This is a genomic window from Zobellia uliginosa, assembly GCF_900156625.1.
GTDB classification, from domain to species: Bacteria; Bacteroidota; Bacteroidia; order Flavobacteriales; family Flavobacteriaceae; genus Zobellia; species Zobellia uliginosa.
On sequence record NZ_FTOB01000011.1, the window covers coordinates 51,350 to 67,233 of the forward strand.

Consider the following 15,884-nt stretch of genomic DNA (forward strand, 5'->3'; position numbering starts at 1 on the left):
AACGTGCTGTTTTTGCGTGTTGGTTTTTTTTAGTTCTGATTTAGACGATTTCCTGTATTGTGCACAACAACGGTTTACATATATAAAGTACGATTCTTAAAATACATAGATTTTTCTAGGGGGGATTGTTTTTTTTTAATAGGGGAGAACTCAAACATAGCCGTATATTGAGTGTTTTTAAAGCTTTCGCTTTTAGCGAAGGCTAGATTTTTTACACCTTGTACTGAAGACTTCAAAAAAAGAATTTGTTCTACCTCGGTTGTTAGTTGCCAAAAGTTTTTGTCCATCCAATTCCAATCTGATATCCAGATTGAGCTTTGTCCTTTATAAAAGGTAGAAATGTAGTGAATCCAATTTTATTGGAATTATTAATCTTATATTTTGGCGAAAAAGAAAAGCCATAATTAAAGAAAAATTCTTTATTAGAATAATCTTCTTCAAAACCTATTCTTTCATTTACCAAATTACCTTTTGTATAGGCATAACTTAAACCAACAGGCAGTTCAAAATTTAATTGGACTTTTTTGAAATTTAACGAATATCCAAAGTTCACAGTTGGTATTAAGCGCATATCAATATCATCTACTAAATAGGCATCTGGTTCTGATTCTCCTTTAAAATCGAAATAGGCGGCTAGGTTAAAAGAAATCGTAAAATGATTTGTTTTATTAGATAGCGGTACGATCAATTTGCTGTAGCCACCGTAATATAATGATTCATCACCTGCTCCCAATACACCTATTTCTAAAGAGTTTTTATTGGTTTTTTGAGCGTATAAGGTATTACTTATAGAAAACAAACCTATAATTGTAATTATTCTAATTACTGAATACATAGTCTAATCCTTTTTTAAATATTGTATGGGCAGAACCTGTATGTCCGCTCTTTTCTATTAATTCATTTTTGTGCTTAAAATTTCGATAGTTTCTATTGTCTATACGTTCATTCATTTCCTTAAAGGACGCGAGCATAACCCCTCCTTCTAAAGTTCCCATTCCATTATAAAATGTTACGTCTAAGTCATTGTTTTCATTAGCATAATTCTGTTCATATTCGAATATAACACCCGAATCGTACCAGTATGATGTGCCACTTGCTATAAATTTATCGAAAGGGTTATCTTGCCTATTCTGTGCCATAATATACTGTGTGAACAACCCACCAAAAGAATGACCAATTAGTGTTTTATTATTTAATGGGTCTACACTGTATCTAGATTCAAGTTCAGGTATCAGTTCTTCTTTAATAAACCGATAAAAATTATTGGCCCCTCCGGTACCATGTTCATAAGATGTTGGCGTATAATCTCGATTCCTATTTTTATTGTTTCCAATAGATATTAAAATAGAAGGGGGCATACTTCCGTTCTGGGTTTTATCGGAGATTAGACTTGCTATAGTATTGAATCTAGTATCGCCATCTAAACCGATGATCAATTGGTTATAAGAATTATGGGAATAATTTTCGGGTAAATAAACATAGATAGGATAGCTATCGTCAATAATGTTTGATTGTAGTATAAATTCTTCGGTAACTCCTATAATGTCTAAACTCGCATCGTTGGAGCAACTTAAAAGTAAAGTTAAAAGCAAAGGGTAGATAGATTTCATGGGCTAAAATTTGCTACAAAGATGCAACAGCTTTGAGCCATAAAACTTATTTCAAATCAATAAATGATTTTATTTTCTAAGATATTCCTTTTTTACCCTACTGTAAGTTTCGGGCGACATGCCTAGGTAATTTGCAATTAGTTTTTGAGGTATCTCTTCTATGAACAGTTTTGATTTATCAATTGTTTGCAGAAACAATTCATACTTTTTGCAGGCATCTTTGTGTTGCAAGATTAAAGACCTTTTTTCGCGTTCTAGATGTACTTGTTCAAACAGCTTGGTGTAGATATAACAAAAAGGTTGGCTTTTTAAAAGTAGTTTTTCAATATCATCTTTTTTAAAATATAGAATTTCTACATCAGTAATTGCTTGTTGGATTTGATTTGAAGGCGAGTTTTCCATATAACTGGTGAAATTGTTAAAACTCATACCTGACAAGGAAAAATCGATAGTAAACAATTCTTCTTCAATTATTACATATTGATGAATAAAGCCTTTAATTAGTAAACTGGTTTTTGTTTCAACTTGACCAATATTTAAAATAATCTCTCCCTTTTTGTATTTTTTCTTTTTTAAAATTTCGGCTATGGGCTTAAATTCCAAGGCGGTAAGTGGGTAGACGGTATTTAGAAAATTATATAAAATATTTTCTTCTTTTGAGAAAGCTTTATTCATTTGTAGGTAAGTTGATTTTTATTTTTTGCTAACGGCTCGGCTCGAATGTTTGTCTCTTAGTTGAAGCTAAGATATTTAGAATAATCCATTGGTTTAAAAGTAATGATGATTTTGTGGTAGGGCTGTAGCCTTCCCTAAAAATGTAGCCTTCAAAACGGTAAAGGCAAAAGAGTCGCCGGTGATAAGGATGGCGCCGATAGCCCATGGTTCTTGGCGATGGGCACCGTGGGGCGGAACACGCGTTATATGGCCTTGGGATTGTCCTTGCTGCAACGCGCAATGCTATTGCTTAGGTTGCTTAAGAACCACATGGGTTCGATGCTGCGGCCCACTCGAGTTCCAATTGTCTAGAAGAGCGTGTCCGGTATATATAAGCACAGATACAGGGCTTCAAAAGTAAATTCAAGAGATTTGGCGAACATCGGAAACAGGCCTGAGCCATTAAATTTGGCACTTTATGATCTATTTGCAATACCTATTGCAACCGACACCATTGTTAGCCATTGGCTTTCCACGCTTGTTTTAGTATGTTTTTCAATAAATCTATATAATTCCAACCGATTTTTCTCGAGGCCAACAAGGTCAGACTATCTTGGTTTAACCTATTCGGTCGCGATGGTCCGGTCATATTAGGTTTCATATTTAGGTCGAACAAAAAGTAATTTCCATTCTCGCCTGCACGACAATCTATTCGTATCGGTGCTTTGATATTCAGTAATTCGCCCGCTCTTACGCAATGACCATAAACCTCAATGATTTTTTTTGACTTTAGTTCATCGTTTTCAAGTACTGAACTGTTTTTCATTACTGCTACTAGTCCGTTATAGGGTGCTATTCCATTTTCGTGGTTAAATCTTTTGACGGCAGGAAGGCACCAAGGTTTTTCATAAGTCCTTTCTTGGTTATTTATCAGATAATTACCGGGGGGCATTACGGTGACCGTTATTTCTTGACCGTTTAAAAATTGCTCGACATAAACACTTTGACCATATTCTTTACTAGAGAATATGTGGTTTAGTTTATTATCCAGTTCTTTACGGTTATGTACCAATGAAACACCTTGACTGCCTCGTCCCCTTATTGGCTTGACGACCAGCGGAAAATCAATATCCAATGAGTAGTCGTTCAAATTTTCGATTGAAATCAATCTAGTTTTGGGGATAGGGATTTCGTTTTTTCTCAATAGTTCATTTGTGACATATTTGTCATCATAGATATCCACCTGATTCGGTAGTTGTCCGATAAATTGAATATCTCGATCAAAGAAGTTCTCTATTTCGTGGTTTTTGTATAAAACTGTATTTAACCAAAGGGTATTTGCTCCCTTGTCCAATGCTTTTTGAATTCCTTGCTTTGTGTCTGGGAAGACCCAATCCAAATGAGTTTCGATATTAGGATTATCGACTGGGGTAACTATTTGAATATTGTTCTTTTTTAATTCGCAAGCGATGTCTGCCCCACTATCGGAATATCCGCCTGGTTTCATTGGTTTCTGAACACCACCTGTAATTGGTGGAAGTTTTGCTTGATAGAGGATGGCTATTTTTTGCACGATATTTTTTCAGCTTGTAGTTAAGGTCAGTTTGTTTAAAACCGCCTTTAATTTTAAATAAATTTACATAAATTCTGATATAAGGGTGTAGCCTTTAAAAAACAGTACGAGGATTTTCCAGCGGAAAATCAGAGATAGTAAACTTGCAACGACTTTTGATAAAGCCTAAAATAGAGTAATTACTTTTATACATTGTGCCTGTTGCACGAATTGACGAAAAAACAACATAGGAGCAAGGCAATCTTAACGTTACATCCTTAATTTTAGGTATGCCGGAAAAAAGGAGTATCAAGAAAAACGGTCCGTGAATTTGTAATGAGCCATCGCCTACAACCTAAAAACCACGAAATTTACAACTTCCAGACCGGCATAAAAAAGGCCCCATAAGTAGGCTTATATCAATAGCTGTCGTAGTAATTAAAGGCTTGCGCAAGGGTTACCGGTGTTCTAGCCAGTTATTTTTCTTGTAATTTTCTACTATAACTTCAATAAACTTTTCTTTGTTACTTCTTATCATATCTAGTTGTTCCCCTGCGTATAAATCTGAATGAAATTCCCGTAGATGATTATCGCTCCAAATTGATAGTTCTACGATCAATGGCGCTAGTGCAAGTCCCTTTTCGGTTAAGGTATATATGTTCGTTTTTTTGTTTTCAGGAAGTTTTCCCTTTATTAAAATTTTAAATTCTTCGAGCATTTTTAATCGCGATGACAAGATATTTGTTGCGATAGCTTCTTCACTCTCAATAAAATCTTTAAATGTTTTTTTCTCTTCGGTCAACATTTGTTTAATAATTACTAAAGACCATTTATCTCCAATGATATCAATGGCACTGGTAATTGGGCAGTTGCATCTAAATTTATGTTCCATGGGGTATTACCTTATCGTCATCGTGTAAAAATACGTTTTTTTATTTATTACTTGCAAAATAAAAGTAATAACTTATCTTTGCTTGCAATTAGCAAGTAATAATTTGGTGTAAATAAAATATAATAAAATGAAAAAAGTATTGGTAACTGGAGTTTCAGGATATGTTGGTCTGCACGCTGCAGTGGAACTGTTGAAAAATGGTTATGCAGTTAAAGGTTCAGTTAGAAACTTATCTAAAACAGAGCAATTAACAAGGGCAATTCGAAAAGAAGTTAAACCTAATGGTAATTTAGAGTTTTGTGAACTTAACCTTTTAAAAGATGAAGGTTGGATGGAAGCAATGCAGGATTGTGACTATGTTCTACATATTGCCTCGCCTTATGTGGCAAGTGAACCCAAAGATGAAAATGAGATTATAAAACCTGCTATTGAAGGTACACAACGTGCGCTGGAATTTGCTAAAAATGCAGGTGTGAAGAGAGTTGTGTTAACATCATCGATGGTAGCTATGTTCGGTGATGCGGACAAGTCATTGAACATTGGGCAGGATACTTGGACTAATCCGAATGCTAAAAATATGTCCGCCTATGTAAAAAGTAAGACCCTTGCAGAAAAGAGTGCCTGGGATTTTATTGAAACTCAAAAAGGTGATAATAAGTTGGAATTGGTCGTTATTAATCCAGGTCCGATTTGGGGCCCGACCTTGTCAGATAAACTCTCTGGTGAATCAATGAATATTGTTAAAGATATGATATCTGGTAAAATGCCAATGCTTGCCAAAGTGCGCATTAATATGTCAGATGTAAGGGATATTGCCAGTATTCACGTTAAGGCTTTGGAAAATGAGAAAGCTAATGGACAACGATTTGTTGTGGCAACCGAAAATCCATATTCATTTAAAGAAATGGCCCAAATTCTAAAATCAAATGGAAATGAAAAAGTTAGTACACTCGAAGGTCCAAATTTCCTGCTAAAATTCATGTCTAAGTTTAACAGTGATTTAAAAGGAATGAAGCCTTTTATTGGAAACACCTATGATGCTGACGTCAGTAATACCATGAACACCTTTAATTGGAAGCCTATTTCCTTTGAGAAATCCATTTTAGACACGGCTCAATGCGTAAAAGCATTGATTTAATTTATAACAAAAACAATTGTAGAATATGAATATTCTAATATTAGGGGCTACAGGTAATACTGGCTCAATAATCGTAAACCAATTAAAGAAAAAGCAGGCGAATTTTGGTGTTATGGTTACCCGGTATAAAGACGCTGAGAAACTAGAATTACAAGAGAAGCAGATCCGTATTGGAAATTTTGATGATGTAGCATCATTAGTCGAAGCTTTTGAAGGCGTGAATAGAATTTACGTATTGACACCAATACATGCCAAGGCTAGAGATTGGGTGAAAAATATCATTGTGGCGGCAAAAACGGCAAATGTTAAGCACCTGGTAAAACAATCTGGTTTAAAAGCAAGTAAAGATGCCACTTCAGAAGTTATTAGGGAACATGCTATTACAGATGGGTTAATTAAAGAATCAGGTATAGATTATACTTTAATTCAACCGAATACCTTTTTTCAGAATTTTTATGCTAACCTAGCAAGCATTAATGCAGAAGGTCGTTTTTATTCATCTCTTGGTGAGACCGCAGTAAGTTTGGTTGATATTAACGATGTGGCAGGCGTTGCGGTTGCTGCCTTAACAGAGGATGGACACGTAGGGAAAACACACCTTATTACAGGTCCTGAGTCACTTACTTCTTCCCAACAAGCTAAGATATTAAGTGAAGCCATTGGTAAAGAGATTTCTTATATAGACCTGCCTGAACAGGCCTTGATAGGAGGATTAAAGGAAGCTGGCTTCGGAGATTGGCTTTCTGAAAAGTTAGGGGAAATGATTACATGGTTCACTGAAGGAGACTATGGTTTTACGACGCATACTGTTGAAGAAGTTTTAGGTCGTAAACCTCGCTCTTTTGCTGATTTTGCAGATGAACTCGCGCTTTCTATCGACAAGACAAAAAAACAATACTAAAAGAAATGATTTATAATATACAAGCCGACCCAGTATTGGCAAATGCAGATCCTTTAAATAAGAAACAAAGACCATTTGTTGTAGATAAGGAAGAATATCCTTTTAAAAGCCATTGGTATGAGCGCAATGGAGTTTCTATGCATTATGTTGATGAAGGAACAGGGATTCCGATAGTCTTAACACACGGAAATCCAGATTGGTCATTTTTAAACAGGAATATTATTAAGGATATGTCTAAGGAAGCACGTGTCATTGCCTATGATTTACCGGGATTTGGCTTTTCGGACACGCCTCGGAATTTTGAATTTACGCCACAGGAACATATGGTGTGGGTTGAATCCCTAATTTTCGAACATTTAAAGTTAGGGAAATTCATTTTAGTGGTTCAAGATTGGGGAGGACCAATAGGTCTGCATATAGCAACCAAGCATCCAAATAGTATTTATGGCCTAGTTATTAGTAATACTTGGGCGTGGAAACCAGAAGGTAATTTAAGGAACTTCTCTTTGATGATGGCTGTGCCAGAAATGCAGAGTAAAATAATGGAAGAAAACTTTTTCGCTGATGAACTTCTATCGGGAAACATCAATAGGGTTTCTGGAAACAATAAGGCCATTACGGACGCTTATGCCCATGCTTTTCCAACAACAGAATCCCGCAAGGGAACTGCTGTTTTCCCGGAACAAATTGTAAAAGCAGAAGATTGGGTACAAAAAATTGAGGGGAAATTGAATACATTGGCAGATAAACCTGTACATTTTGTCTTCGGATTAAAGGATACAGCGGTAACTACCATAGACTTTGAAAGATGGCAAAAACATTTTCCTAAAGGAGATGTTATTTTATTGCAAGAAGCTGGTCATTTCACGCAAGAAGATAGTCCAGAAAGTTTTGGTTTTATGTTACGTAAGATTTTAAAGCAGATTTAGGAATAGGCAGTAATAAAATCAAAAAATTAAAAGCATCATATTTATTTATACCACTCGGATTTTTAAATAAAGTTCGAGTGATTTTGCATGTGAGCCAACGGTTTAGCGACGAGTCGACAAGGGTATTTTCACCCAAGCTTCTCACAGGCCCCAAGGGTGTCAAGAAAACACGCTAAGCGTAAAGGTCTCCACAGAGGTGCTGCTTGATATTTTCCTCCCCATACAGATTGATTCCCATAGGAAACAACGTGGCCAAAGACCGGTGTAGTTTAACCATGTAACCATACTCGGTCGTACCGACCGAATGCTTAGTTATTGACGGTAGTATTTTATCTTTCGTTGTATCCTTTTCCGTCAAAGATTTTGGGTTTTGCCTTTTCAATTCTTGATGTTCGGGTGTTCGATTGTTTGGCATCTGAAAAATGAAGTAAATACCCCCTTTGTCTTCCTGGTGTCAAGTTGTAAAATGCAGTTTCAAATTCCGAGTCGTTCTCAAATGCTTGTTCTAGCTCTTTGGGCATTTCATATTCAGAAGTCTTTTTCTTTTTGACTTTCAAGCCTGCCTTTTCCACTTCTATTGCTTCAAAAATATAGACTTTGATAGCTTTTTTCAAATCATCGATTTGTGTTTTGTCCGTAAATCGAATTTGTCGGGCAGATTGAACGTTTTCGGTCTGTTGTACCAAAATATGTTCGGTGTCATTTAGCAATGCTCCTTTGTGAAAAAGTAAGGCACAATAATCCTTAAATCCGTGAATTAGAACTATGTTTTTACCTTGAAAAGTGTAGCAAGGGTGCATCCATTTAAAATCTTCATCAAGTCCACATTCCAAGCATATTTCTCGCAGCAAAATGGTTTCATCTTTCCAATTCTTGATTTTTTCTATATATCTGTCAACTTTGTCCATAGTTAGCTTTGTTTTTGTGGTTCAATTATTTTTTTGTCATTTGGTCTGAAATACCAAGACGTAACTGTTACTAAAAGCAAAATAATTGAAGGTAATGCTTCTGTTATGGATTGTCCCACTGCTAAATGTGACATGGTTGCTCCGGACATGGCAAAGAAAAATCCTGCATAAGCCCATTCTTTTAGTAAAGCTTTTTTAGGAATTAAAATGGCGATTACCCCTAAAATTTTCCAAGTTCCAAGAATTGACAGCAAGTAGAGTGGGTAGCCCAGTTGGGTAACTATTTCGTTGTATCCGCCAATTTGAAATAGTTGTTGGATTCCGCCTGCCAACATTCCGAATGATAGGAAGATTGTTGAAGTCCAATAAATAATTTTGCTCGTTGTAGTCATTTTGCAATTATTTTGATTTTGTCAATATTTCTTCCAATCGGTTATGTGCCCAATTGATACCTTGCTTGAACGGAAGTTTTAGATTTTGGTCTCTGTGGTTTACGGATTGATAGATTACATTCTGTTTTAATCTGCTTGTGTTTTCGGACAATTTCTCGAATTCGTAAATTTCGAGTTGAACGCCAAAAGGCATATTTTCCATTTCAAAAGTCCGTATGATTTTTTGGTTTGTTATAAAGTCGTGTATCGTACCATTAAATCCGATTTTGTTGCCTTTTGGGTCGGAAGTTGAGAATTGGAAACTACCGTGTTTTTGGAAGTCGAACTTTAGCACTTTCGTTCCCATCCATTGTTCAATTATTTCTGGTTCCGTATAGGCTTTGAACAAGAGTTCTACAGGCAAGTCAAACGTTCGTGTTATGAGTATTTCCTGTTTGCCATCTTCGGCTATCACCTTTGTTTTTAGTTCCATATCTATTTTTTTGATTGATAGTTTTTCATCACCGATTCCAATTTGTTAAATCGGTCGTCCCAAAGTTTTCTGAAAGGCTCGATAAATTCCGCTATTTCTTTCATTCCGTTTGGATTTAGGTGATAGTAGATCTCTCGCCCTTTGTGTTCCTGCTCCAAAATTTCGCATTCGGTAAGGATTTGAATGTGCTTTGAAATCGTTTGCCTTGAATAGTCAAAATTTTCGGCAATGGCAGTTGGTGTCAGTGCTTGAAATGCAACTAAAGAAATAATGGTTCTTCGGGTTGGATCGGCAATGGCTTGAAAAACATCTCGTCTTAATTTCATTATGCAGCTATTTAACTGCTAATATAAGTGCAACTATTTGACTGCGCAAATTTTCGCTTTAATTTTTTGAAATTAGTGGTCGTTTTTCTCTTCCGTTATAGTTGCTGACAACGCGCGAGAATATAGGTAGTAACGGGTCTCGTACGACTAATTACGAAAAAGGAAACCGAACCTTGGGAAGATTCGGAGGATCTTCTGAGGAACACGAAGTCCGGCTATTCATTATACACGTCTTAAGTTTGATTCTCGTTAGATTGTCGGTATGATCAGAAAGAACAAAAGAGAGAATTAAAGTCCGTCTAACTGTCAATAAAACATGGGGTTTTCTTTTTTGTCAGGTTGCATATTCCAAGACCAAGTTAGATTGTAAAATCTATTCCGGATGTCAAATTTACGTTTGCCTATAATTTCGCGGTTTTAAAAAAAGCGCATTTGTGAAAAAAGGGGATTCCAACTAAAATACGATATCACCTGTTTAATCTGGTAACAATCTGTTTGAAAGACGGATAGTCTAACAATGATAGGTGTTAAATTAGTATTGGACAAGTGCAATGAAGTCATTTATAATTCATATATAAGTCTTAGGAGCATTTTATAACTTGGAACTTAAACACATTAAAGTGTCATCTACATTGACGGGTGGGGTGGAAATTTTGTATAGAATTATGCCTGATGTAGGTGCTTTGTATTCTTTGAGCTTCTCGCCAAATTCGTCGGTGATATAGCCTACGACCTCACCCTCTTCAACAGAATCTCCTGCTTTGAGATTACTGTAAAAAAGACCTTTTTCATTAGACTTGATATAGGTTTGATTGTTTAACTGAATGAGCTTTGGGCTTGGCCCGGTAGCCTTATCGTACATCTTCATTTCAACGAGTATATTATATACTCCCTTTTTTATCAAGCTAACGGCATCATTTTGTACATTGCCCAATTTGCCACTTTCAAAGCTCAAGGCCACTTTGCCATCTTGACTAGCTTGTTTAAAGACATATTTTGCTGGTTCATCATCCCTAATAGTAAAAGGATATGAAACGATATATTCGAACCCGCTGACCTCTGAAAGTCTTCTGGCCTTTTTTGTTTGTTGCGGATAATTTCCATTATCGTAGAAAAGCGCAAACGGAATCAAATCTTCATTGACACCGCCACCATGTATATCTAAGAAAACATCGCTCGCTGGAATTATATTCGTTGTAATGAAATGCGCTATTTTCTGGGTAACACTACCATTTGATTTGCCCGGGAAAGCACCGTTCAGATTCACTTGGTCATTTGGGTTGACAATAGAGGTTCGAGAAAAAAACGAAGCCGTATTGGCCACGGGTATGATAATCAAAGTACCACTCAAGCTGTTGATATCGATTTCTCTCAAAAGCTCTTGTACGCCAACAATGGGCGGATATTCAAACCCGTGAACTCCGGCAACAATCGTAAAAACAGGGCCTTCGTTCTTTCCCTTTAGTATCGATATTGGCATGAAGGTTTGGTTGTTCCGAGAATCTTGGAATGAAATACGTATGTTTTTTTTTAGAGGTCTCGAATTACTTGAAAGCATATCCTGAATGCTGTCTTGGGCTAATCCCATATAAATGGAAAAAAACATGAGAAGAATAAAAAGTGATTTTCTATTTTTCATTTTATTGTTTCTATAAAGGTGTTATAACGTTTATGTATACGCATAGTTGGGGGGTATGTACGAAGATTGTCCACAGGAAAATCATCCGTACTAAACTTGCAACTAGCTTTGGTTAGGCCCAAAATTGAGCAATTGTTTTTATGCATTGTGCCTGTTGCACAAATTAATGAAAAAACCACATAGGATCAAGGCGATTTTAACGTTTCGTTGTTAATTTCAGGTATGCAGGGAAAAAAGGATTACCAAGAAAAACGGTTCGCCCATTTCCAGTTGTTTGGGGGAATGGGAGAGCGGCCAAAAGAGCATAGATCCGGTGGTCTTCTTCAAGCTTAGCCTTGTGGGCTACCTGGAGAACATCGTCCACAATCGCCTATGATCTGAAAAAGTACTTGAAATTCACTGAAAAACGTTCCAAAAGTGGGGTAGGCATGGCCGCCTTGTCGGTTTTTGTAAAAAAACGGATTGGAAAAGCTCAAAAGCCTGTTTTTATACCTCTATAAATAAGGGGCTCTTCCGGTATAAAAAAAACGAAACCGCCTTAAAAAGCGGTTATCGAGGTCGTTCTTTTAATCATTATGGGGTAGTGCAATGCTTACTTATGTCGTGTGCAGTTTTTTTATTATAAAATACATAGATAACAGATTGTGTTTTTGCCCATTAAATTCAACTTCGGGTTCAGTTTTCTCAATTTTCTCAATTATTTTAAAAGCTGTTTGTTGAATTAAAGATTCAAAATCTTCGGATTGATATTCTTTAAATCCATATTTAGTAAAGTTAAGTGTTTGTCCTTCAATAAATGGTCTAAATGAAACAATTAATATTCCATTTTTTTTTAATACTCTATAAATTTCTTTTAATGCCTTTACTGGATTTTTCCAAAAGTAAATGGCGTTGATTGTGCATATTTTATCAAATGTTTCATCCCAAACAGGTATTTTCTCAACATCTGCATCAAATAAATCTACATATCCTGTTTCTATTAGTAAACTATTATTTTTTTTGCTTCAGTTATCATAGTGTTAGAAATATCAATTCCAGTAAAGGATATTCTTGAACCATAGTTCAGAATATCCTTTATAAATTTCCCATTTCCAAACCCAATTTCCAAAACAGATTCATTGTCTTTTATTTTTAGCAATTCATATGTGGTTTTACTTATGAATTCATTCATGGAATTCATACCTAAAGCGACATCGATTCCATATTTCCCTGATGGATTGGCTAACTGTTTAGCAACTTCTTCAAAATCCATAACAATAAATCATTAATATTTAAGGAGAGATATTTAGTTACAAGTAACATCTAAATTTTTTTCAATGACAGTACCAGTCAACTCTAAGTCACAAATTTCTTGAGACATATGTGTAAATGGATTATTTATAATATTAAGCGTTTTAAGAGTCTTTAATTCGCCTATTTCCATAGGTAGTACCACTATGCGATTATTTTGTAAGAGTAGTTCCTCTATTTTTGGAAGTGAACAAATAGGACAATCAATTATTATAAGTTGATTATTTTGTAGTTCTAAAGTCTTTAGATTAGGTAAAAGACCAATAGATGAATGAACAATAGATAAATTATTGTATCCTAATTTAAGTGTAGATAATTCACTTAAATTTTTAATGGTAGAAGGTAATAATGCTAATTGATTTTTATTGAGATATAAACCTTTTAGTGTATTTAAATTACCTATTTCATCAGGAAGGCTGTTTATTTGATTGTTTTCGAGTATTAAAAATTCTATTTTTTTTAGTGCTCCTATAGTACTTGGTAGTTGTACTAAAAAGTTTGATGAAATATCTAAACGAGTTAAGCTCTGTAAATTTGATATTGTATTGGGTAACTGTGTTATTAAGTTATTTTTAAGGTTTAAGTTTTCAATATTTTTAAAGTTGTTTAACTCTGTAGGAAGTTTGGTTAAAGAACAAAAAGAAAGATCAAGATTTTTTAACTGCAGTCCCAAGTTAATTATGGCTTGGGGTATGCTTTTAATACCACTATTTAAAGAAGCGTTAAACTTGGTTAGCTTAGATAAACCTTGAACTTGAATAGGAATATTATTTATTTTACTATTAGAAAGATCTAGTTCTGTAACTTTTTCATCTTCAATTATCACACCACTCCAGTTGTTCATTGTAGTAGCATTCAAATCCCAATTTAAATTATTGTTTGGATTAGAATTATATAACAACTCAAGAATATCTCTGTCTGATAAAATAGGGGGGGCGGCAAATGTAGCTTCTAGTGTATATTGGGTTAAAGTTTCATTTTCTGCAGTAACTATATATCTTACGGGTGTTGTTAAATTAATTGTAGTTTTTGTATTAGGTAATATTGTTGCAAAATTAGAAATAGAGATTGTTGGTGTTAGGTTTGAAATATCTGTTCCCGAAGGAAAAGTTACTTGAATGGTATTGTTATCTTGGTTAACAATTCCTATAATATCATTATCTATTCCAGAATTTTTTGAAGCCTCAAAAGTAAAATTAGTAATCAATTTCTCACTACTCTTGTTTGTGTCATTTTTCGGGTTATCATCATTATTACAACTGTATAAGGTGGTAAACAATAGTATAACTAACTTATAAAAAGTTTTTTTTTTCATTTCTTTATATTATATATAAAATCAAAGGGATCGTATTTTATATCTGTTCAGGAGTTTCTGAAAAAGTTAAAATAAAACCGTTTAAATCCATTATAGCGAATTCATTAGTACCGTAAAAAGTTCTGTTCATAGGTTTTATTATGTTAACCTCTTTAGGTAATTGATTGTAAAAATTATTAATATCATTTACTCTTATGTAAAAAGTTAAAGCACCTCCAACAGTTAATGGCTCTATTTCTTTATACTCGGTTTTTAATGATTTTTCCTCTTGGAACATCATTCCTACATTATCTAGCATTACATACCCCCATTCAAATTGACCTGATTCAGGATTTGTATCTATTAATTTAAAACCTAGATTCTTTATGTAATAATCTAGAGTTGCGTTTACGTCTTTTACCATTAGGTTTGGTGTAAGAGATTCTAATTTTGCCATATTGTTGTTTTTAGTTTGTGAATAAGGTTTGATAGAGAAACTAATAAGAATTACTATCAAAAAACATTTCACAATTATTTTTATGACAAATGTAAATGGTAAGAAATGCCTATGTTTTGTAAAAAAACGACGAGCTTAAAACTTAGAAGGGTTTAGACCTGACATTTTATTAAATTCTTTGGTTAAGTGTGAATGGTCAAAATAGCCATGGTCAAATGCAATATTTAATAAACTTGTATCAGAGTTAGTAGAAATGTAATTCATTGTATTGTTAAATCGAATAATGGAATGATACTCCTTCATGGTAACTCCAACTATCGTTTTAAAACGTCTTTCTAATTGCCTTAAACTTATACAATGATTTTTAGCAATTAAACTTAAATCTAGTTCTCTATAATTAGTGCGTATAGATTCACAAACCGAGTACTCTAATTTGTTTTCAACTATAGCTGTCCAATTTATTTCGGAGGTTAAAAAACTATTAATTAATTGCACTTTTTCAAAATGACATTTTTTTTCAATAAGCTCTTCTAAAAATGAATTGTTAAGTTTAGGAGATAGGTTTGATGCCTTTATAGCCGTGTTTTTTATTTCTGACAGTGGTATATTCGAGATGGAATTAAACTGACCAGTTTTAAATCTAACCCCAAGAGTTTCTGAATTTTTCTTTGAAACTACTTTTTTGAATTTAGTCATCATTCCAGAAACTCTTATTTCATTTCCAGAGTTCAACTGCATTTGTTCGCCTAGTTCAAAAATAATATCAACATATCCATCGGGTAAAATTCTTGACTCTATTTCCTGTCCATTGTTTGTTGCTATCCAAATGGAATCAACAATTGAATTCAAATTTTTAGATGGTATGTATTCTTCATAAATCATTATAATAATTCAATAATCTCAGGCATGAAAAAATAGTGTATAAATGATACATTCGCATTTTCAGAAGAACCAAGGATGTTATAAGCGAAAGGAAACAGTATATTGTGATAGTTTTTCACAATCTAAATTTTGTGTTTAGAAACCATGACAATTCAATTTATAAAAACGTGACATTTTAAATTAAAATGTCATGTTTTTTTTACGAAGTTTTTTAATTATTAAATTCAGAAGTTTCAAGCACTTCATAATTTTTCATTGTTAAGCTATTTACGTCTGTTAAACTAGCAAATTTCATAGCATCTTTATTTTGTATAAATGTTTTTTGAACGTGTTCAACATCTTCTTTGTTTTTCCAAATAAAGATATCCATATAACCACCCTCTGTTTTTAATAATTGTCTACTAATTAAACCTTTACATTTAGAGCAATAATCTTTGTTAAATGCCTTTGAAGCTAATAAAAGCTCTTCATGAGTTACATTTTCTGCTGTTTTGTAAGTGGTAATTTCTACTATCATTTTTAAATTGTTTGTTTTAGATTATTGACGA

The 15,884-nt window shown here is 34.2% G+C and carries 19 protein-coding genes; 3 read left to right on the top strand and 16 right to left on the bottom strand.

Annotation, left to right across the window (positions count from 1 at the left end; genetic code table 11):
* Positions 1 to 262: 262 nt before the first annotated feature.
* From BW980_RS20810 to BW980_RS20835, 5 genes are all read right to left on the bottom strand, one after another.
* Positions 263 to 835 carry a hypothetical protein gene (locus BW980_RS20810; RefSeq protein ID WP_076457088.1) on the bottom strand — a complete coding sequence of 191 codons (573 nt, stop codon included), beginning with the start codon at positions 833 to 835 and terminating at the stop codon, positions 263 to 265.
* Positions 819 to 1,610, bottom strand: coding sequence for an alpha/beta hydrolase (locus BW980_RS20815; RefSeq protein WP_076457089.1), 792 nt, complete (start codon positions 1,608 to 1,610; stop codon positions 819 to 821). The genes BW980_RS20810 and BW980_RS20815 overlap by 17 nt, the downstream gene beginning before the upstream one ends.
* A 69-nt stretch (positions 1,611 to 1,679) precedes the next feature.
* The gene (locus tag BW980_RS20820; protein ID WP_076457090.1) at positions 1,680 to 2,285 is read right to left on the bottom strand and encodes a Crp/Fnr family transcriptional regulator; all 606 of its coding nucleotides are present in this window, start codon (positions 2,283 to 2,285) and stop codon (positions 1,680 to 1,682) included.
* A 496-nt stretch (positions 2,286 to 2,781) separates the two neighbouring features.
* A complete protein-coding gene (locus tag BW980_RS20830; protein WP_076457092.1) occupies positions 2,782 to 3,837 on the bottom strand; it encodes an ATP-grasp domain-containing protein in 1,056 nt (351 codons plus the stop codon).
* Positions 3,838 to 4,273: 436 nt separating this feature from the next.
* A complete protein-coding gene (locus tag BW980_RS20835) occupies positions 4,274 to 4,708 on the bottom strand; it encodes a winged helix-turn-helix transcriptional regulator (RefSeq protein ID WP_076457093.1) in 435 nt (144 codons plus the stop codon).
* A gap of 127 nt (positions 4,709 to 4,835) precedes the next feature.
* On the opposite strand from BW980_RS20835, the gene BW980_RS20840 reads away from it, so the two are divergent.
* From BW980_RS20840 to BW980_RS20850, 3 genes are read left to right on the top strand one after another with little or no spacing between them, the layout of a single operon-like run.
* Complete coding sequence (locus BW980_RS20840; protein WP_076457094.1) at positions 4,836 to 5,846, top strand: SDR family oxidoreductase; 1,011 nt, start codon at positions 4,836 to 4,838, stop codon at positions 5,844 to 5,846.
* 25 nt (positions 5,847 to 5,871) lie between these two features.
* Complete coding sequence (locus BW980_RS20845) at positions 5,872 to 6,747, top strand: SDR family oxidoreductase (protein WP_076457095.1); 876 nt, start codon at positions 5,872 to 5,874, stop codon at positions 6,745 to 6,747.
* A 5-nt stretch (positions 6,748 to 6,752) separates the two neighbouring features.
* A complete protein-coding gene (locus BW980_RS20850; protein WP_076457096.1) occupies positions 6,753 to 7,676 on the top strand; it encodes an alpha/beta fold hydrolase in 924 nt (307 codons plus the stop codon).
* Positions 7,677 to 8,005: 329 nt separating this feature from the next.
* Here BW980_RS20850 and BW980_RS20855 read toward each other — a convergent pair whose 3' ends face one another.
* The 11 genes from BW980_RS20855 to BW980_RS20905 all read right to left on the bottom strand — a co-directional run bounded on the left by BW980_RS20855 (position 8,006) and on the right by BW980_RS20905 (position 15,853).
* Positions 8,006 to 8,584: a YdeI/OmpD-associated family protein gene (locus tag BW980_RS20855; protein ID WP_076457097.1), complete on the bottom strand. Its 579-nt coding sequence runs from the start codon at positions 8,582 to 8,584 to the stop codon at positions 8,006 to 8,008.
* Positions 8,585 to 8,586: 2 nt separating this feature from the next.
* Positions 8,587 to 8,976 carry a DoxX family protein gene (locus BW980_RS20860; protein ID WP_076457098.1) on the bottom strand — a complete coding sequence of 130 codons (390 nt, stop codon included), beginning with the start codon at positions 8,974 to 8,976 and terminating at the stop codon, positions 8,587 to 8,589.
* 7 nt (positions 8,977 to 8,983) lie between these two features.
* Positions 8,984 to 9,448: an SRPBCC domain-containing protein gene (locus BW980_RS20865; RefSeq protein WP_076457099.1), complete on the bottom strand. Its 465-nt coding sequence runs from the start codon at positions 9,446 to 9,448 to the stop codon at positions 8,984 to 8,986.
* A gap of 2 nt (positions 9,449 to 9,450) precedes the next feature.
* Positions 9,451 to 9,774 carry an ArsR/SmtB family transcription factor gene (locus tag BW980_RS20870; protein WP_076457100.1) on the bottom strand — a complete coding sequence of 108 codons (324 nt, stop codon included), beginning with the start codon at positions 9,772 to 9,774 and terminating at the stop codon, positions 9,451 to 9,453.
* Between the two features lie 592 nt (positions 9,775 to 10,366).
* Positions 10,367 to 11,254 (bottom strand): succinylglutamate desuccinylase/aspartoacylase family protein, encoded by an 888-nt coding sequence (locus BW980_RS20875; protein ID WP_245800128.1) that lies wholly within the window; start codon positions 11,252 to 11,254, stop codon positions 10,367 to 10,369.
* Positions 11,255 to 12,009: 755 nt separating this feature from the next.
* Entirely contained in the window at positions 12,010 to 12,393 is a 384-nt protein-coding gene (locus tag BW980_RS23035) for a class I SAM-dependent methyltransferase (RefSeq protein ID WP_083690582.1), read from the bottom strand.
* On the bottom strand, positions 12,393 to 12,665 hold the full coding sequence (locus BW980_RS20885) for a class I SAM-dependent methyltransferase (protein ID WP_076457102.1): 273 nt from the start codon (positions 12,663 to 12,665) through the stop codon (positions 12,393 to 12,395). The genes BW980_RS23035 and BW980_RS20885 overlap by 1 nt, the downstream gene beginning before the upstream one ends.
* A gap of 33 nt (positions 12,666 to 12,698) precedes the next feature.
* Complete coding sequence (locus BW980_RS20890; protein ID WP_076457103.1) at positions 12,699 to 14,018, bottom strand: leucine-rich repeat domain-containing protein; 1,320 nt, start codon at positions 14,016 to 14,018, stop codon at positions 12,699 to 12,701.
* Positions 14,019 to 14,055: 37 nt separating this feature from the next.
* Positions 14,056 to 14,454, bottom strand: coding sequence for a VOC family protein (locus BW980_RS20895; RefSeq protein ID WP_076457125.1), 399 nt, complete (start codon positions 14,452 to 14,454; stop codon positions 14,056 to 14,058).
* A 135-nt stretch (positions 14,455 to 14,589) separates the two neighbouring features.
* Positions 14,590 to 15,336: a helix-turn-helix domain-containing protein gene (locus BW980_RS20900; RefSeq protein WP_076457104.1), complete on the bottom strand. Its 747-nt coding sequence runs from the start codon at positions 15,334 to 15,336 to the stop codon at positions 14,590 to 14,592.
* A 211-nt stretch (positions 15,337 to 15,547) separates the two neighbouring features.
* Positions 15,548 to 15,853: a hypothetical protein gene (locus BW980_RS20905; RefSeq protein ID WP_076457105.1), complete on the bottom strand. Its 306-nt coding sequence runs from the start codon at positions 15,851 to 15,853 to the stop codon at positions 15,548 to 15,550.
* Positions 15,854 to 15,884 lie beyond the last annotated feature (31 nt).